Genomic DNA, 19,853 nt, shown 5'->3' on the forward strand with positions numbered 1-19,853 from the left:
AATTAATTAGAATGGCTAAGGAGATAGAAACTTTTGTAAAGTTGCAAGTAAGAGGAGGACAAGCTAATCCAGCTCCTCCAGTTGGTCCTGCATTGGGTGCAAAAGGGGTAAATATTATGGAGTTCTGCAAAAGATTTAATGCAGATACTCAAGACAAGCAGGGACAAGTACTTCCTGTTCTCATCACTGTGTTTAAAGACAAATCATTTACATTTGTAATTAAAACACCTCCTGCATCTGTACAATTGGCAGAGGCGGCAAAAATTAAAAAAGGATCTGATGAACCCAATAGAAAGAAAGTGGGATCTGTAACTTGGGATCAAGTGAAAGATATCGCTGAGGGTAAAATGCCAGATCTAAATGCTTTTTCTATTGAATCAGCTATGAAAATGGTTGCTGGTACTGCAAGAAGTATGGGGATTACCGTGAGTGGTACACCTCCGTGGGAAAACTAATTTAAGACTAAGTAGGGAGTCCGATTTTGGGCGCTATGACCTCATAATTCTATAAAATGGCAAAATTAACAAAGAAAAGAAAAGCTGCTTTAGAACTTTTAGATGTAGAAAAACAATATTCTGTATCTGAGGCTATGGAGTTGGTGAAAAAAGTTAATATCACAAAGTTTGATGCTTCTGTTGATTTACATATCCGATTGGGTGTAGATCCTCGGAAAGCAGATCAAGCTATTCGTGGTACAGTGGTATTACCTCACGGAACAGGTAAAACGAAAACCGTATTGGTGCTTTGTAATCCCGACAAGGAAGAAGAAGCTAAAAATGCTGGTGCAGACTATGTAGGTCTGGATGAATATGTACAGAAAATCAAAGATGGTTGGACAGATGTAGATGTTATTATCGCTACACCTGATGTAATGGCCAAAGTAGGTCAAATAGGTAGAATCCTAGGTCCTCGTGGTCTTATGCCCAATCCTAAATCTGGTACAGTTACACCTAATGTTGGAAATGCTATTGAAGAAGTCAAGAAAGGTAAAATTGCCTTTAGAGTTGACAAATTTGGTATCGTTCATACACCGATTGGACGTGTGTCTTTTACCGCTGATCAATTGAAGGACAATGCAAACGAATTTTTGGGAACCCTCCTAAAAATGAAGCCTTCTACAGCGAAAGGAACGTATATGAAATCAATTACTACAGCTAGTACTATGAGTCCTGGTGTAAAAGTTGATCCCAAAACCATTGCTTAATTCTAAAAGTTATTACCAATGACAAAAGCAGAAAAAACACTCTTAATAGAAGAACTTCGAAGTAAATTCGAAGGATCAGAATATTTTTACTTAACCGATTCATCTTCACTTTCAGTAGAGAAAATTAACAACCTTAGAGGTTTGTTCTACGAGAAAGGGATTGAGATGAGAGTTGTAAAAAACACTTTGGTGCGTAAAGCATTAGAAGCTTTGCCAGCTGAGAAAAAAGTAGAAGGATTGTATGACTCATTGAAAGGTCCAACCTCTATCTTGTTTACCGATGTGGCTAATGCACCCGCAAAAATTCTTAAAGAATTTAGAGAGAAAAATGATAAGCCAGTCCTTAAGGCGGCTTATATCGATACAGACGTATTTGTAGGAGACGAACAAATCGATGTATTGGCCAAGTTGAAATCCAAAGAGGATTTATTGGCAGAGGTTATTGGATTATTACAATCACCTCCAAAAACAGTTATCGCATCTCTTCAGTCTGCTGGTCAAACCCTTTCCGGTTTGTTGAAGACTTTAGAAGAAAGAAGCGAAAATTAATTGTTGATAGAGATAGGCTTCCAAGCGCAACGCTCTCAATATATTATTGAGTAATTATTAAAAAAAAATCAAAATGGCTGAATTAAAAGAATTAGCAGAACAATTAGTTAACTTAACCGTTAAAGAGGTTAGTGAATTAGCAACTATATTAAAAGATGAGTATGGTATCGAGCCTGCAGCAGCAGCTGTAGCAGTAGCTGGCCCTGCTGGTGGCGGCGACGGAGCTGGTGAAGCAGCTCAAACTGAATTCGATGTTATATTGAAATCTGCAGGATCTGCTAAATTGGCAGTAGTAAAAGAAGTAAAAAATCTATTGGGTCTAGGATTGAAAGATGCTAAAGAACTAGTAGATGGTGCGCCTTCAGCAATCAAAGAAGGTGTAGCTAAAGAAGAAGCTGAAAGCTTGAAAGCGGCTCTTGAAGCAGCTGGAGCTGAAGTGGAATTGAAGTAATTTGTAATCTTCAAGAAATAAAGAGATAAGCAGAAGATTAAATATGAAATAATATTAGGAAGACTTAACCAACCATAGGTAGGTTAGGTCTTCCTTACGTTTGTTTATTCTTTATTTCCAGTGCCGACCTTGTGTCTTGCTTCTTCGACAAGGTATATAGAAAGGACAGTTTTAAGTATTGAAGTGGTATACAATTATAATGACGTATTAAATTTTTATCCATGGCTTCCAATGACAATCAAGTACTTCCAAAGGAACGAGTTAATTTTGGAAAGATTAATTTGCTGACAGAGTCTCCCGATATGTTGGAGATTCAGTTGCAATCTTTTCAAGAATTTTTTCAGTTAGAAACAACTCCAGAAAATAGGGGGAATGAGGGTTTATTCCGCGTGTTTCAGGAAAATTTTCCAATAACTGATGCAAGAAATATTTTCGTATTAGAATTTTTAGACTATTACATCGATCCTCCGCGATATTCTATTGAAGAATGTATGCAACGTGGATTGACTTATAGCGTGCCGCTAAAAGCCAAATTGCGTTTGTCGTGTAACGATGAGGAGCATATCGATTTTGAAACCATAGTTCAAGATGTGTTTTTGGGGAATATCCCTTATATGACACCAAAAGGTACCTTTGTTATCAATGGTGCTGAACGTGTAATTGTATCTCAGTTGCACAGATCTCCAGGGGTGTTTTTCAGTCAATCATTTCACCCGAATGGAACTAAAATTTACTCAGCTCGGATCATTCCTTTTAAAGGAGCTTGGATGGAGTTTGCAACAGATATCAACTCTGTTATGTACGCTTACATCGATCGAAAGAAGAAATTCCCAGTTACTACCCTCCTAAGAGCCATTGGATTTGACTCAGATAAAAAGATCCTTAATCTATTTAATCTAGCAGAGGAAGTAGGTACAGATAAAGATACTTTGGATAGCGTTGTCGGAAGAAAACTTGCAGCGAGAGTCTTGAAGTCTTGGACAGAAGATTTCGTGGATGAGGATACCGGTGAGGTGGTAACCATCGAGAGAAATGAGATTATCATTGAACGTGATGTGATATTAGAAGAAGAACATATCGAAGCCATCCTCGAGTCAGAGGTCGAACATATTATGTTGCAAAGAAATGATATTGATGAAGATTACAGTATCATTTTTAATACGTTACAGAAAGATCCAACCAGTTCCGAAATGGAAGCGGTTACTTATATATACCGTCAACTAAGAGGTACCGATCCGCCGGATGAGGAAACAGCTCGTGGTATTATCGAGAAAATGTTCTTCTCAGACAAACGATACAACCTCGGTGAAGTGGGAAGATACAAAATCAATCGTAAATTGAATCTTCAGATCCCTATGGAAACATTGGTATTGTCTGAAGAAGATATGATTGAAATCGTTAAATACCTCGTGAGTTTGGTCAACCAAAAAGCGGAGTTAGATGATATTGATCACTTGAGCAATCGTCGTGTTAGAACGGTAGGAGAGCAATTGTATGGTCAATTTGGTGTTGGTTTGGCTCGTATGGCTAGAACCATCAGAGAGCGAATGAATGTAAGGGACAATGAGGTATTTACTCCTGTTGATTTGATCAATGCGCGTACCCTGTCTTCTGTGATAAATTCATTCTTCGGTACATCTCAACTCTCTCAGTTTTTGGATCAAACCAATCCATTGTCTGAGATTACCCATAAGAGAAGAATTTCAGCCCTAGGGCCAGGTGGTTTGTCGAGAGAGAGAGCCGGTTTTGAGGTTCGTGATGTTCACTATTCTCACTACGGTCGTTTGTGTACAATTGAAACACCAGAAGGACCAAATATTGGTTTGATATCTACCCTTTGTGTTCATGCGAAGGTCAATAAAATGGGATTCTTGGAAACGCCTTACCGTCCGGTTGAAGATGGTAAAGTGGTGTTGGCAGGAGATGCTCAATATTTGTCTGCAGAAGGGGAGGATTTCAAGAAAATTGCCCAAGCGAATTCCTTAATCGACGCGAAAGGGGATTTTGTAAATGAAAGAATTAGTTGTAGAGAACACGGTGATTTCCCTGTGCTCACACCTGATGAAATAGAATATATAGATGTTGCTCCCAACCAAATTGTAGGGGTATCGGCTTCCATGATTCCTTTCTTGGAAAATGATGATGCCAACCGTGCATTGATGGGATCGAATATGCAACGTCAAGCTGTACCTTTACTTCGTCCAGCGGCTCCTATTGTGGGTACTGGTTTGGAAGGACAGGTAGCTAGAGATTCTCGAATGATGATCAACGCAGAGGGATCTGGAGTTATCGAAAGTGTAGATGCCAATCAAATAGTAATTCGATATGACGCTACAGAACAAGATCAACTCGTATCATTCGAAAACAATATTAAGACTTACAATTTGCTCAAGTTCTTGCGTACCAACCAAGGTACTTGTGTAAATCTACGACCTATTGTTCGCAAAGGACAAAAAGTGGTTAAAGGTCAAATATTATGTGATGGTTATGCTACAGAAAAAGGAGAATTGGCATTGGGTCAGAACCTTAAAGTAGCGTTTATGCCTTGGAAAGGGTACAACTTTGAGGATGCCATCGTAATATCTGAGCGTGTAGTAAGAGACGATATTTTCACATCAGTGCATATCGAAAGTTATGAATTGGACGTAAGGGAGACCAAATTGGGCGAAGAAGAATTAACCAATGATATTCCTAACGTAAGTGAAGAGGCAACCAAAGATCTCGATGAGAATGGTATCATTAGAGTAGGGGCTTGGATAAAAGAAAGTAATATTCTAATTGGAAAAATTACTCCAAAAGGGGAAACAGATCCAACACCGGAAGAAAAACTTTTGAGAGCCATCTTTGGAGATAAAGCTGGTGATGTTAAAGATGCATCACTGAAAGCAGGTCCATCGGCCGAAGGTATTGTTATCAAAAAACAATTATTCGCGAGGGCTAAAAAAGATAAGAACAAAAAAGTTCAAGAAAAAGAATTGTTGAAAAATTTGGATGATGAGCACGCCATTGCTTTGAATGAGCTCAAGACCAGATTGATCGATAAGTTACAGTCTATCCTTCAGGAGTCTAAATCTTCAGGGGTGAAAACTGTATATAATGAAGAAGTTATCAAATCGGGAACTAAGTTTACCAAAGGTATTCTTAAAGATGTCGATTATTCTAATATCGATTATAGCAATTGGACTGAGGATGAAACCATCAACAAATTGATTGCTAGATTGCTTCACAACTACTCTATCAAAGTCAATGAAGAAGTAGGTCGATATAAGCGTGAGAAATTCAATATTTCAATTGGGGATGAACTTCCTTCTGGTGTATTGAAATTGGCAAAAGTATATATCGCTCAGAAACGAAAACTTAAAGTGGGTGATAAATTGGCCGGACGTCATGGTAATAAAGGAATTGTAGCTCGAATCGTAAGAGAAGAGGATATGCCATTCCTTAGTGATGGAACTCCAGTAGATATCGTCTTGAATCCTTTGGGTGTACCTTCAAGGATGAACTTGGGGCAGATATTTGAAACCGTTCTCGGATGGGCTGGTGAAAAACTAGATGTCAAATTTGCAACTCCGATCTTTGATGGAGCGACGGTTGAAGAAATCGATGAGTACGTAGACAAGGCTGGATTGCCAAAATTGGGTCAAGCTTATCTTTACGATGGTGCCACAGGAGATCGATTCCACCAACAGGCAACGGTTGGGGTAATCTATATGCTTAAATTGTCTCACATGGTAGATGACAAGATGCATGCTAGATCGATTGGACCATATTCATTGATCACCCAGCAACCATTAGGAGGTAAGGCTCAGTTTGGGGGACAAAGATTTGGTGAGATGGAAGTTTGGGCTTTGGAGGCATTTGGAGCATCGAATATTTTGCAGGAATTGTTGACTGTAAAATCTGATGATATCCAAGGAAGAACCAAAACCTATGAGTCTATCGTCAAAGGGGATCCTTTACCAGAACCCAACATTCCTGAGTCATTCAATGTATTGGTACACGAATTACGTGGATTAGCACTGGATGTGAAATTTGATTAACTTTTCGCTTAATTTTGAAAGATATGCCATTTAACACAAATAAAAACGAGAAACTCAATAATAGGTTTAACAGTATAACCATTAGTTTGACCTCGCCTGATGATATCTTAGAAAGATCATTTGGAGAAGTTTTGAAACCTGAGACTATTAATTACCGGACGTATAAGCCGGAAAGAGATGGTTTGTTTTGCGAAAGAATTTTTGGTCCAGTGAAGGATTACGAATGCTATTGCGGAAAGTATAAAAGGATTCGATACAAAGGCATCGTATGTGATCGATGTGGGGTAGAAGTTACTGAAAAGAAAGTACGTAGAGAGCGAATGGGCCATATCAAATTGGTCGTACCTGTCGTACATATTTGGTTTTTTAGATCTTTGCCCAATAAAATCGGTTACTTATTGGGATTGTCTTCTAAGAAACTAGAATCTATCGTATACTACGAAAGATACGTGGTGATTCAACCAGGTATTAAAGAAGAAGAAGGCGTGGCCAAAATGGATCTCTTAACTGAGGAGGAATACTTCGAGGTAATGGAAACATTACCCAAAGAAAACCAAGCCTTGGATGATGAAGATCCGCATAAATTTATCGCCAAAATGGGTGCAGATGCTGTAAAGGATTTATTGTCTCGTCTAGAGCTCGATGAACTTTCCTATGCATTGAGACACCAAGCCGCTACTGAAACATCTCAACAACGTAAATCTGAAGCGTTGAAAAGATTGCGTGTCGTGGAGGCCTTTAGAGATTCTAATAGTCGAATGGAAAATAAACCAGAATGGACTATTATTCAATATTTGCCTGTAATACCACCTGAATTGAGACCTTTGGTTCCATTGGATGGGGGTAGATTTGCATCTTCTGATTTAAATGATCTTTATCGAAGGGTAATCATCAGAAACAATAGATTGAAGAGACTTTTGGAGATCAAAGCTCCTGAAGTGATTTTGCGGAATGAGAAGAGAATGCTTCAAGAAGCAGTAGATTCATTGTTCGATAATTCAAGAAAATCCAATGCCGTGAAAGCGGAAGGTGGAAGACCACTTAAGTCATTGAGTGATATCTTGAAAGGTAAGCAAGGTCGTTTCCGTCAAAATCTATTGGGTAAAAGGGTAGATTATTCTGGTCGATCGGTTATCGTGGTAGGTCCTAATCTTAGGTTACATGAATGTGGTATTCCAAAAGGAATGGCTGCGGAATTGTTTAAACCATTTATCATTAGAAAACTTATTGAGCGAGGTATCGTTAAGACGGTTAAGTCAGCCAAGAAAATGGTCGATAAAAAATCGCCAGTAATCTGGGAGATACTCGAAAATATATTGAAAGGACACCCGATCATGCTCAATAGAGCACCGACGCTTCACAGATTGTCTATTCAGGCATTCCAACCCAAGTTGGTAGAGGGCAAAGCCATTCAGTTACACCCATTGGTTTGTGGTGCATTTAATGCGGATTTTGATGGTGACCAGATGGCGGTACACGTGCCTTTGAGCCAAGCTGCTATTTTGGAAGCCCAAGTATTGATGTTATCTGCTCACAACATGTTGAATCCACAAGATGGATCGCCAATTACCCTTCCTTCTCAGGATATGGTTTTGGGTCTTTACTACATGAGTAAAGAGTTGGATAAGGGCACTGACCTCACCAAAGTGAAAGGAGCCAACAGAACGTATTACTCATATGAGGAAGTAGGTATAGCCTTTAATGAGGGACAAGCAGAATTACATGCTCCTATTAAATTGAGAATATTCGAACCTACTGGAAACGGTACTTATGAGCGCAAGCTGATAGATACTACGGTAGGAAGAGCATTGTTCAATCAAGTAGCACCCAAAGAAGTGCCTTATATCAATGTTCTATTGACAAAGAAAAACCTAAAAACGGTTATCTCTGAGTCTATTGAAATTACGGATTTTGCCGAAACTGCCAAATTCCTGGATGCTATCAAAGATCTTGGTTTCTACTGGTCGTTCAAAGGAGGATTGTCATTTAACTTAGGTGATTTGATTACGCCTTCCCTTAAAGAAGCGACCTTGGATAATGCGCGTTCAGAAGTGGACGAGGTTTGGGAGAATTACAATATGGGTTTAATTACCAATAATGAAAGATACAATCAGATTATCGATAAGTGGACTTATGCGGATAATGTGATTACAGATAACTTAATGCGCGAATTGGCCGCTCACAAAGGTGGATTCAATTCAGTGTATATGATGCTTCACTCAGGAGCGCGGGGATCTAAGCAGCAGATTAAGCAGTTGTGTGGTATGAGGGGATTGATGGCCAAACCACGAAAATCTGGTGATACCGGAGGGGCCATTATTGAAAACCCTATTCTTTCCAATTTCCTTGGAGGATTGACCGTACAGGAATACTTTATCTCTACTCACGGTGCTCGTAAAGGTTTGGCGGATACGGCATTGAAAACGGCGGATGCGGGTTATTTGACACGTAGATTGGTCGATGTATCTCAAGATGTAGTAATCTATGAAGAGGATTGCGAAACCTTAAGAGGTATTGAAATGACTCCGCTAATTGAGAATGATAAAATCGTTCAAGCCCTATCTATTCGAATTAAAGGTAGATATACCTTGTACGATATCCACCATCCAGAAACCAATGAGTTGATATTGGAAGCTGACGAATATATTTCCGATGCTATGGCTAGAACCATTGAAGCAGCAGGTATCGAAATGGTTACCATTCGATCCGTATTGACTTGTGAGTCTACTAGAGGGGTTTGTAAGAAATGTTACGGTAAAAACCTCGCTTCGGGTAGAGCTGCCGAAACCGGAGATGCAGTAGGTATTATCGCTGCACAATCCATCGGGGAGCCGGGTACTCAGTTGACTTTACGTACCTTCCACGTAGGGGGTATTGCCTCAGTATCGCAATCGGAGTCTCAGATTGTTTCCAAATTTAACGGTTTGGTAGAATTTGATAGCGTGCGTACTGTGGAAATAAATTCAGATGGCGGTGAAAAGAAAGGTGTTGTTTTATCTCGAACTGGTGAATTGAGAATTAGAGACAAAGAATCTGGAAGATTGTTGTCTACCGCTCACTTGCCTTATGGAGCCGAAATATATATCAAAGACAAGCAAGAAATCAAGAAAGGAGACCTAGTCTGTGAGTGGGATCCATTTAATGCCTTGATTATTTCTGAATTCCCTGGTCGTCTAGAGTTTGAGTCAATCGAAGAAGGTGAAACTTATCGAGTGGAGAGAGATGAGCAGACTGGATTTGAAGAAAAAGTAATTATAGAGTCTAAGAAGAGAAAGAAAATTCCGATCATCCGTGTTATTGGAGATGATGGTGAAGAGTTGAAAGTATATAACTTACCTGTAGGTGCCTATATGTCGGTAAAAGATGGCGAGATGATTGACGTAGGTAAGATTATCGCTAAGATCCCAAGACAGTTGAGTAAGGTATCGGATATCACCGGTGGTTTGCCTCGGGTAACTGAATTGTTTGAGGCTAGAAATCCATCTAACCCTGCGGTTACTTCGGAAATAGACGGTGTGGTATCTTTCGGTAAAATCAAACGGGGTAACCGTGAAATCATCGTAGAAGCCAAAGATGGTCAACGACGAAAATATTTGATAGGATTGTCGAAACACATTTTGGTACAGGACGGTGACTTTGTAAGAGCGGGAACTCAGTTGTCTGATGGATCGATTTCTCCAGGTGATATTTTGAATATTTCTGGTCCATTTGCGGTTCAATCTTATATCCTGCAAGGAATTCAAGAAGTATATCGTTCACAGGGTATCGATATCAATAACAAGCACATTGAGGTAATTATCCGACAAATGATGAGAAGGGTAAGAATCGTCGATCAAGGTGATACGCAATTCCTAGAAGGAGAGCCTGTGGATAAGCATAGCTTCTTTAAAGAAAATGACGAAATTTTCGATAAAAAAGTCATTACCGATGCTGGTGATTCTAGTCGATTGAAAGCGGGTCAGATTGTTACATTGAGACAGGTGCGTGAAGAAAATTCAATGCTTAAGAGAAATGATCTCAAGGTTGTTGAGTTTAGAGATGCGATTGCCGCGACCTCTACACCGATACTGGAAGGTATTACAAGATCTTCATTGGGTACGCCTTCATGGATTTCAGCTGCATCATTCCAGGAAACCACTAAAGTATTGAGTACAGCTGCTATTGGTGGCGTAAGAGATACCTTGAATGGATTGAAAGAGAATGTAATTGTCGGTAAACGTATTCCTGCAGGTACTGGGGTGAAATCGTTTAGCAACATAGTAGTAAAACGAGATGAAGCTTTGATTGAGGATGAAGTTGCCGAATAGGTAAATAACTTTAATTGAACTATAAAATACAAACCTGTATTCGTTAAATCGGATACAGGTTTTTTTATGTGTATACTGATGTGTAGTTGGTATAAATGTAGTTATTATAAAAACCAAAAGCCGACTAGTAGTCTAGTCGGCTTTTGGTTTTATGGCTTGAATTCCGGTATTATAAACTAAATGTCGTACCGTCTTTACCGTCTTTTATCGTAATTCCAGAAGCGAGCAATTGGTCTCTGATTTGATCGGATAGAGCCCAATTTTTATTGGCTCGAGCTTCTTGTCTCAATTGAATTAAGATCTCTATTACATCGCCAATTTTGGAGGTGTCTTCGGCTTCTTTTTTGAGCCCCAATACATCTTCTACAAAACCGACATATGTTTCACCCAACTCTACTAAAGTCTCTGTTGTAAGCCCAGTAAGCAATTTGGGATTCTGGTCTATTTCATTGAGGATACTCGATATCTCAAATAGGACAGCCATGGTTTTTGCAGTATTGAAATCGTTGCACATTTCAATATAACACTGATTACATAAATCCTTGATCTTCTGAGTCAATTCTTCATCCACAGTCTTTCCATCAACACTGGCATCCTTCAATCGCTCTGCAATAGGTAAGGCATTTAACAACCTTTTATACCCTTTCTCTGCTGCTTGTAATGCTGTATCCGATAGATCTAATGTGCTCGAATAGTGGGCTTGTAAGAAGAAGAATCGAATAGTCATCGGATCGTATCCCTTGCTGATATGTTCACTGTTGCCATCGAACAATTGGTGTGGAGTGATGGTATTGCCATCGCTTTTGGACATTTTCTTGCCATTGAGCAACAACATATTGGAATGCATCCAATAATTTGCTGGACTGCATCCACAAGCTCCATTATTTTGAGCTATTTCATTTTCGTGATGCGGGAATTTTAAATCACTTCCCCCGCCGTGAATATCAAAGGTTTTTCCGAGATACTTGGTACTCATGGCAGAACACTCCAAATGCCAACCGGGAAATCCGACCGACCACGGCGAATTCCATCTCATGATATGACGATCATCCGCCTTCATCCAAATTGCAAAATCGGCGGGATCTTCTTTTTCATCTTGATTTTTCAATGTTCTGGTCTCCTGTAACAAATCGTCCAAGACTCGGCCAGATAGATTGCCGTAGACCGAACTATCACTGGCAAATTTTCTTGTGTTGAAATACACCGAACCGTTTTTTTCATATCCATATCCATTGTCTATAATGGCCTGAACCATCTCTATTTGTTCTGGTATATGACCAGAAGCTTGAGGTTCTATGGAAGGGGGCAGGGTATTGAATATCTCCATGACTTTGTGAAACCCATTAGTGTACTTTTGCGCTATTTCCATAGGCTCTAGTTGTTCAACCTTCGCTCTTTTGGCCATTCGGTCTTCACCATCGTCTAATAAGTGACCAACGTCGGTTATATTTCTCACATATCTAACTTGGTAACCGAGGTGGCTGAGATATCGAAAGACAACGTCAAAGCTCACAAAGGTTCGACAATTGCCTATATGGACATCACTATATACCGTCGGTCCACAAACATATAATCCAATATGAGGTGGATTGATGGCCTTAAACAATTCTTTTGACCTCGATAAACTATTGTGAATATATAGGGGGTATTTTTCGTATTTTCTCATAATTTCATTTTTCCCAATGCATTGGCTGCAAAAATAAGTCTTTGGTTTAGATTTGAGTTATAATAACGGTATATTCTTTGTGTGTGATATAACGGTGGTTTAGAATACAAACTTACCAGATTTATAAATGAGTTGTCCATCGATGTATATTTCTCCGTCTTCCTTCATATCGGTGATCATATCCCAGTGTACTGAAGAAGTATTCTTCCCTCCACATTGTTTATAGGCTTGGCCCAAGGCGAGGTGGATGCTGCCTCCTATTTTTTCGTCAAATAAGATGTTCTTGGTTATCTGCTGAATATTGTAATTGGTTCCTATGGCTGCTTCCCCAAGTCTTCGCGCACCGGGCACTTTCATAATGGCGTCCAAAAATTCACCCCCTTTCTCTGCCGACCATTCTGTGACCAACCCATCTTTGAATACCAGTCTGACGCCTTCCACTTCATGACCTCGATAGATGGCGGGGTAGGAGAAATATACTTCGCCCTGGACCGAATCGTCTACCGGTGCAGTAAAAATTTCTCCCGATGGCATATTGCTTCGACCATCAGAATTGATCCAAGTTCTTCCCTGGCATGAAAAGCTTATATCGATATTGCTTCCCTTGTATTGCACGATGGAAGCATTATTTAAGATATCTGTGGCTGCCTGTTGTTTTTTTCTAACTTCTAGCCAAGCATCTATGGGATTCTCCTGGTATAGAAGACAGGCATTGTAAACAAATTTTTTGTAATCCTCCAGCGACATCTCAGCGGCTTGTGCGGCAGCATCTGTAGGGTATTGACAGAGACTTCGATCCATACTCCCACTGGCCGTTCGTTCAAAATACAGGTTGTTGAGTTCTGCACTGGCCTTTGATCTTATTTCTAGTTTTTTGGAATCTATAGATTTGTCTTCAAATAAATTATGCGGAGCCCGAATAAATAAATATTTCTCAAAATGTTGATACCGATAGAGGGTAGTGGGGGATATATAATTGAGTTGGTGATCTTGGGCATGGTCAAAATATATTTGATTCTGGCCCTTCATCACAAAATCAACCTCCATATGACCACCTCTAGCTATCACCGCTTCGTATATATGACGCACCAATGGTTCGGCCAAGAAAGTCGTCTTGACAAACAAGCGATCATTGGTTTTTATTTCCAGACAGTAATCTACCAATAGGGCAGCATATTTTTCCAATAAAGTCATTTTACCAGTATTTGGTTTTGTAAGGATATCTTTTGTCGTATTCTTGCTCTATCATATGTTGCAAGGTGTTTCGCAAATCATCGATGTGTTCGTTGGTATGGGCAGATACAAAAACCATAGGTGTTTGGTATTGCTTTTGTAGACTTTCCTTAAACTCCTCTTCGATGTTCTTTTTCTCTTCCGGAGAAAGAAGTTCGTCGAAAGACTGATTGCGGTATAAATCCAATTTATTGAAGATCATCAACACTGGCTTTTGATCTACTCCTAGGGTGCGCAGGGTATCGATAACCGTGGCAATGTGTTCTTCGTATTTGGGATGGGATATGTCGATGACATGGAGCAAAATATCGCTTTCTCTCGCTTCATCCAATGTGGATTTAAAACTCTCTACCAAATGGTGGGGGAGTTTTCTAATAAATCCTACGGTATCCGACATCAAAAATGGCATTCTGCCAAATACTACCTTGCGAACCGTAGTATCCAGGGTTGCAAAGAGTTTGTTCTCTGCCAATACCTCGGATTTACTCAGTCGATTCATGATGGTCGATTTGCCCACGTTGGTATATCCGACCAATGCTACCCTGATAAATTCGCCTCGGTTTTTTCGTTGAGTTTCATTTTGCAACTCGATCTTGGCCAATTTGTCTTTGAGCTTCGATATTTTATCGCGGACTATCCGTCTATCTGTTTCAATCTCTTTTTCCCCAGGACCTCGCATACCAATACCCCCTTTTTGTCGCTCCAAGTGAGTCCATAAACCTCTCAGTCGAGGTAGTAGATATTGCATTTGGGCGAGTTCTACTTGAGTTTTGGCTTGAGCTGTACGGGCATGGCTGGCAAAAATATCCAAGATAAGATTAGATCGATCCAATATTTTTCGCTTCAGTACTTTTTCTAGATTCTGAGACTGGGAAGGACTTAAGTCGTCGTCAAATATGACGAGGTCTATATCATTGTCTTCAATGTATTGCCGAATCTCTTCTACTTTTCCACTTCCTATATAATATCTCTTGTCCGGTCGATCGGCTTTTTGAGTAAATCGCTGAATGGTAATGGCTCCAGCCGTACTCGCCAAAAATTCTAACTCATTTAGATAATCATTTATTATTTTTTCGTCTTCCATGCCAGTAATCAATCCAATGACTATGGCTCTTTCGTTTTCTGTTAAAAGGCCTGAAGAATTTTTCTTACCTATATTCCAATCGTTACTCACTATTTTTTGTATTTAAATTAACGGTTTTTTATCCACAACAATGGATTTTGAACCTGTTTTTTCTTCCATATTTCAAAATGGAGAACTGGGACGCCGTCGTTATTTTCTCCGACAACTCCCAAAATATCTTGTCTGCCTACCTGTTGGTTTTTAACTACATTTACCTGACTTAAATTGCTGTATACGGTGTTGTAACTGCCGTGATTTACCAAAACGACCATGTTGAAACCAGCGACAAAAACTGCTTCTATCACCCTCCCTTCAAATACATTGTAAACCTTGGATCCGGCTTCGGTCTGAATATCGATTCCATCATTTACTACTTTTATGTTTTTGAGTATGGGATGGGCTTGCTCCCCATATTTTCTCAAAATAATACCAGCATCGGTTGGCCAAGGTAATTTGCCTTTGTTTTTCTCAAAATTGCTAGAAAGTGCAGTTGTGGCAGGTGTGCTAGGCAATGCTGTATTGTTTTCCGCAATTAGTCTGGAGATCTTTGCACTCAGAGCTTTGCGCTCTTTTTCTTTTTGCGCTATGGTTTGGTTGAGTTTGGCAATATCTTTTTTTACGTCCTGAAGCATTTTATCCTTGGTTGCCATTTCCTTGGATAAATTGTTTTTTTGGCTCAACTTTTCATCCTTGGCTGCTGTCGTTCGCTGTTTTTTAACCTCCAATTGATTTTGCTTGTCCACTAAAGACTGTTGAATCTCTTGTATTTCGCTTTTTTGATTTTTCCTAAAATTCGATATTTGTCTAAAATATTGCCACCTCGCCATGGCCTGATTGAAGTTGGCTGAAGAAAGAAGCAATAAGATCTTGTTTTGAACCAAATTGGAACGATGATACTGTTGCAACATCTTGCCGTATTCTTTTTTGATCCGATCCAGCTTTTCCTTTTCTGTTTTTATTGCTCCGTTGAGATAGACTATATCATTGGAAATTTTTTTTAATTCCAGGTTGTAATTGGAAATTAGTTTTTCTCGGTTCGAAATCTGATTTTGCAGTAATTGGAATTGGTGTAATATATTGTTTGATTTTTCCTTGCTTTTTTGTAGTAATGCATTGGTGGCTTGTATTTCCTTGACAATTTGGTCTCGCTGGACATTCAATGACTCTACGTCTTGACCGTGTACTTTAAAAAGTAACGAGAGGAAGAACAGTGTACCGGCTAGGCACTTCAAAAGGTAGTTTAAGATTGTCATCGAAGCTGAAATTTTTTATTTCTAATTCAATATTAATGTTTTGTGCATTAGGAAAATTTGCAATATAATAGCGAAAGTAAGGAATATTTTTTAAATTGTTGTTATTATATTTAAGGTAACCAGATTCAATCGTCATACCTTTGCCTTCTATTAACCAAGAACTTTCTACAATGGTTTTTTCGTATAAAATATCGATAAATAACTTGGCTTCTGAAGAACTGTAGTCAAACTCATAGACATTTTGGTTTTTGAACAATTCGTACTTCTTGCCTTGGACAATAAAGGGATTGCCCAGTAAAAGATTGCGCAAGGAGAAAAATTCAAGGTCTTTACTGTATTTGTTTTGGACTTCTTTCCAACTGGCCTTCATGTATTCCTTGTTGAGGCGATTGATGACTTGGATAGAATCGTGAGTAACCAATGCTCTAAAGGCTTCAAATCCTATAAATTTGCCCAATATCCATATGCTGTCACTATTCATTCTGGTAGTCACTGTTGAACTATAACTCATCCCATCATCGGGCAGTGATATTCTCAGTTTGCCACTCATTTCTATATGGTCAATGGAGAGGAAAAAATCTTCAAAGGCTTCTGGAGAAAATTCACTTTTGGACTTTAATGATTTTGATCCACCACAACTTATGATCATTGCCATTACACAGCAACCAAATAATATTGAGTACAGTTGTTTCATAGTCTAGCTTTTATTCTAATTTGAAGAAGATGGGGGCATGCCATATTTAATGGCTTTGTCATAATATTTCTTGGCCGAGGTCGCATTGCCTGCATCGCGATATAAGTCGCTTAATAATTCAAAAACCGGATAATAAACCGAGTTTTCTGCAAGGGGCAAGAGGGTTTCAATGGCGGCATCTGGTCGATTCATTTTTTGATATACCAAGGCTAGTTGAACCTTGAATTCGGGACTGCTGGGGACTTTATTGACAGCGGATTGAATTAGTTTTAAGCTTTGTTCCAAATCCGGTTGAGACATTACACAATAACTTTCACGATAATCTATATTGGGATTTTCTCCTAATATTTTTCGCGCTTCAGCAAAAGCATTCGCTGATTTTTGACCATCGGATTGACATAAGATTTGTCCTTTTAATGCCCATATATTGGAAAGTAAAACTCTGTCCTTAGTTGCCAGTTTTTCCGCAAATTCCAATTCGAACAAGGCGTCATCATATTTTTGACTGTGGTAGGCTGCCATGGCCTTCATATAATAGACGGTGGCCTTATTGGGAAAATAGATCATGGCTTCATCAGTGGTTTTTAACAGTTCCTTCCATTTAAGGGTTTCCTTTAATGTCCAGAACAATTGTTCCCATACCATGTAATTGTCCGGATAGAGGGCTATAGTTTGTTGATAGAGGGGGATGGCCAGCAACGAATTTCCCGTATTGACCAACATATCGGCTCTAAATGCCAGAGCCTTAGCATCGTCGGGATGTGCGGTCAACAACCAAGCACTGGCTTCGCTTAAAGCTTGGAGTTCTAGACTGTCCAAATCTTCTAAATTGTTCTCTAAGAATGGCGCTAGATGAGGATATTTGCTGTTAAAGTCAATGGCTGAGTTGCTAAACATGTTCTCCAGCGTTCTGATTTTTTGAATAACAGAAGAAGTTGAATTGTCCTTGACATGTAATGCAATATTGGCGTCGGCGTCGTCGGGATCCAATGTGATTATGGATTGATAAACAGCCATGGCTTCTTCATCACGGCCTTGTTTTTTATAAAAATTGGCCAAGAGATTCAACAATAATTTATCGTTTGGATTTTCTTCTGACAATTTTTTCAATTCCACTATGGCTTCATCCTGTCTGTTCAATTGATCTAGGATCTGAATCTTTGAAAGGGCGTAGTCCCTGTGATAGCCAAATCGATCGATTAACCGATTTACGGTTTCCAATTGTTTTCCGTACTGTCCAGTTTTGTGATATAAGTACTCTAGACGATCGTAATACTCTTTTTCATTGGGAAACTGTTTAACCAAATTTTCCATGGTATTCGAAGCTTCCAGTATTTGATCGTTGTTGGCATAGGCTTCAGCACCGTGGATATAGTACCATGGATTGGTTTTTTCATTGACCAGGGCTAAAGAGAAATAATTAGCCGATTCGGTGTAGTTTTTTTGCTGTAAGTACACTTTGGCCAATAGGTAGGCAGCCACATCGTCGTTGGGATCCAATTCCAAAATTTGTTTGTATAAAACAATGGCTCCGTCGGTATCTCCAATTATTTTTTTCTTTTCTGCATCAATAAACATCGACTCTGTATCGACAGATTTTTGAGGCAATAATAGTTCTTGACTCAGACCTGTCGGTGGAAGGTAAAAGAGTGCTAAGAAAAAAATCAACAATGATGTGGCTACATGCACTAATATAAATGGTTTTAATCTACAATTGTAATTTTACAGAAGTTGGTCTTCAGTCTTTTGTTCAACGGCATAGCTCCTGTATTTATTATAACATCACCAGACGATATCCATTCTTTTGATTTCAATATATTGACTACATCTTCAATGGTACCATCGGTAGTGGTAAATTTGTCGTACTTAAAGCATTTAATTCCCCATACCAAATTGAGAATAGACAGGGTCTTGTTGTTGCCTGAAAACATAAATATAGGACAATCTGGGCGATAACTACTCACTTTAAATGCAGTATATCCCGATTCGGTAAATCCTACGATACCTTTGGCACCGATAGTTCGCGACATTCTACCCGCGGTAAAACAAACCACATCTGAATGATAGGTCTCCGATCCTTTGACTGCTTTGGGGCGTTTGCCTTTCATCATCAACAGTTTTTCCGCCTCGCTCAATATCTTAGTCATCATTTCAATCGTCATCACGGGATACTCACCAACACTGGTTTCTCCACTCAACATTACGGCGTCAGCACCATCAAATACGGCATTGGCCACATCGGTAACTTCTGCTCTGGTAGGAGATGGGTTGGAAATCATACTGTCCATCATTTGGGTGGCAACGATGACGGGGCATGAATTTTCGATACACTTGTTGATTATTTGTTTTTGAATACCAGGCAATTGCTCGAGGGGTACTTCAATACCCAAATCTCCACGGGCAACCATTATTCCATCGGTAACTTCGATTATAGAGTCGATATCGGCAACGGCTTCAGGTTTTTCAATTTTAGAGATTACGAGGGCGGGGTGGTTGGCCTTAGAAATAATTTCTTTTAGTTGAATAACGTCTTCTGGTTTGCGCACAAAGGATAGAGCGATCCAATCAACATCTTGCGTCAAAATATAATTAAGATCTCTTAAATCTTTTGGGGTAAGAGCAGGCAGAGAAGTTTTTGTATCTGGCAAATTTACCCCTTTTCTACTACTCAATTCTTTTCCGTGTTCCACTTTTAATCGAACACTATTGATGCGATTGGTATCGATTACAGAAAATATAACCTTGCCATCGTCACATAAAATTCTCTCACCGGGATTGACATCTTTCGGGAAGTCGGCATAACTAATGTGTACTCGCTCTGCATTACCTAATACTTCTTCCGTAGTAAATTCTATTTCGTCACCTCTAGTAAGCGGAATGGCATTGTTCTCGATTAATCCCACTCTGATCTTAGGGCCTTGTAAATCAGCCAATATACTAACATAGGTGCCCAGTTCTTCCTTTAATTGATGGATGGTATCAATTACTTTTTGGTGGGTTTCGTGCTCACCGTGTGAGAAATTTAAACGAAACACATCTACACCTGCCAAGATTAATTTTTTTAATTGATCATATGAGTCAATGGCTGGACCTACTGTGGCTACAATTTTTGTTTTTTGAAAAGAATTCATACACGAGATTTGTTTATTCAAGATTTAATAATCACACCTATCAGATAGGTGTCAAATGGACAAAAATAGTTAAAAATTATAATGTTGTATCTTAAAGCTCAATAAGTCTAGGTAAAATCGTCAAGAAATAAATGCAATATATAGATGAGGTAGGGGGCTGAGTAGGGAGTATTTTCAATAAAATGCCTATATTGCCGTGCTA

The 19,853-nt window shown here is 39.2% G+C and carries 13 protein-coding genes; 6 read left to right on the forward strand and 7 right to left on the reverse strand.

Translation table 11 applies throughout. From position 1 onward, the window contains the following. The first annotated feature begins 11 nt into the window (after positions 1-11). The 6 genes from rplK to rpoC all read left to right on the forward strand — a co-directional run bounded on the left by rplK (position 12) and on the right by rpoC (position 10,551). Positions 12-455: a 50S ribosomal protein L11 gene (gene rplK / locus LVD51_RS12245; RefSeq protein WP_236971666.1), complete on the forward strand. Its 444-nt coding sequence runs from the start codon at positions 12-14 to the stop codon at positions 453-455. Between the two features lie 56 nt (positions 456-511). Beyond that, on the forward strand, positions 512-1,204 hold the full coding sequence (rplA, locus tag LVD51_RS12250) for a 50S ribosomal protein L1 (RefSeq protein ID WP_236971667.1): 693 nt from the start codon (positions 512-514) through the stop codon (positions 1,202-1,204). Positions 1,205-1,222: 18 nt separating this feature from the next. After that, positions 1,223-1,753 carry a 50S ribosomal protein L10 gene (gene rplJ / locus LVD51_RS12255; protein ID WP_236971668.1) on the forward strand — a complete coding sequence of 177 codons (531 nt, stop codon included), beginning with the start codon at positions 1,223-1,225 and terminating at the stop codon, positions 1,751-1,753. Positions 1,754-1,826: 73 nt separating this feature from the next. Continuing rightward, the gene (rplL, locus tag LVD51_RS12260) at positions 1,827-2,204 is read left to right on the forward strand and encodes a 50S ribosomal protein L7/L12 (protein WP_236971669.1); all 378 of its coding nucleotides are present in this window, start codon (positions 1,827-1,829) and stop codon (positions 2,202-2,204) included. Positions 2,205-2,425: 221 nt separating this feature from the next. After that, on the forward strand, positions 2,426-6,244 hold the full coding sequence (rpoB, locus tag LVD51_RS12265; protein WP_236971670.1) for a DNA-directed RNA polymerase subunit beta: 3,819 nt from the start codon (positions 2,426-2,428) through the stop codon (positions 6,242-6,244). A gap of 23 nt (positions 6,245-6,267) precedes the next feature. Further along, positions 6,268-10,551 carry a DNA-directed RNA polymerase subunit beta' gene (rpoC, locus tag LVD51_RS12270; RefSeq protein ID WP_236971671.1) on the forward strand — a complete coding sequence of 1,428 codons (4,284 nt, stop codon included), beginning with the start codon at positions 6,268-6,270 and terminating at the stop codon, positions 10,549-10,551. Positions 10,552-10,720: 169 nt separating this feature from the next. Here the strand turns inward: rpoC and cysS are convergent, their stop codons facing one another. The 7 genes from cysS to pyk form a co-directional block, all read right to left on the reverse strand. Then, entirely contained in the window at positions 10,721-12,217 is a 1,497-nt protein-coding gene (cysS, locus tag LVD51_RS12275) for a cysteine--tRNA ligase (protein ID WP_236971672.1), read from the reverse strand. 99 nt (positions 12,218-12,316) lie between these two features. Then, complete coding sequence (locus LVD51_RS12280) at positions 12,317-13,411, reverse strand: aminopeptidase (protein WP_236971673.1); 1,095 nt, start codon at positions 13,409-13,411, stop codon at positions 12,317-12,319. Between the two features lies 1 nt (position 13,412). Then, the gene (gene hflX, locus LVD51_RS12285; protein WP_236971674.1) at positions 13,413-14,624 is read right to left on the reverse strand and encodes a GTPase HflX; all 1,212 of its coding nucleotides are present in this window, start codon (positions 14,622-14,624) and stop codon (positions 13,413-13,415) included. A gap of 17 nt (positions 14,625-14,641) precedes the next feature. Then, positions 14,642-15,805 (reverse strand): murein hydrolase activator EnvC family protein, encoded by a 1,164-nt coding sequence (locus LVD51_RS12290; protein WP_236971675.1) that lies wholly within the window; start codon positions 15,803-15,805, stop codon positions 14,642-14,644. Continuing rightward, the gene (locus tag LVD51_RS12295) at positions 15,759-16,520 is read right to left on the reverse strand and encodes a DUF4292 domain-containing protein (protein ID WP_236971676.1); all 762 of its coding nucleotides are present in this window, start codon (positions 16,518-16,520) and stop codon (positions 15,759-15,761) included. Before LVD51_RS12295 ends, LVD51_RS12290 begins: the two co-directional genes overlap by 47 nt. A gap of 15 nt (positions 16,521-16,535) precedes the next feature. Further along, positions 16,536-18,209 (reverse strand): tetratricopeptide repeat protein, encoded by a 1,674-nt coding sequence (locus LVD51_RS12300; RefSeq protein WP_236971677.1) that lies wholly within the window; start codon positions 18,207-18,209, stop codon positions 16,536-16,538. 14 nt (positions 18,210-18,223) lie between these two features. Then, positions 18,224-19,651 carry a pyruvate kinase gene (gene pyk, locus LVD51_RS12305; protein ID WP_236971678.1) on the reverse strand — a complete coding sequence of 476 codons (1,428 nt, stop codon included), beginning with the start codon at positions 19,649-19,651 and terminating at the stop codon, positions 18,224-18,226. Positions 19,652-19,853 lie beyond the last annotated feature (202 nt).

The organism is Membranihabitans marinus (assembly GCF_021729155.1).
In the GTDB taxonomy this organism is placed as follows: domain Bacteria; phylum Bacteroidota; class Bacteroidia; order Chitinophagales; family Saprospiraceae; genus Membranihabitans; species Membranihabitans marinus.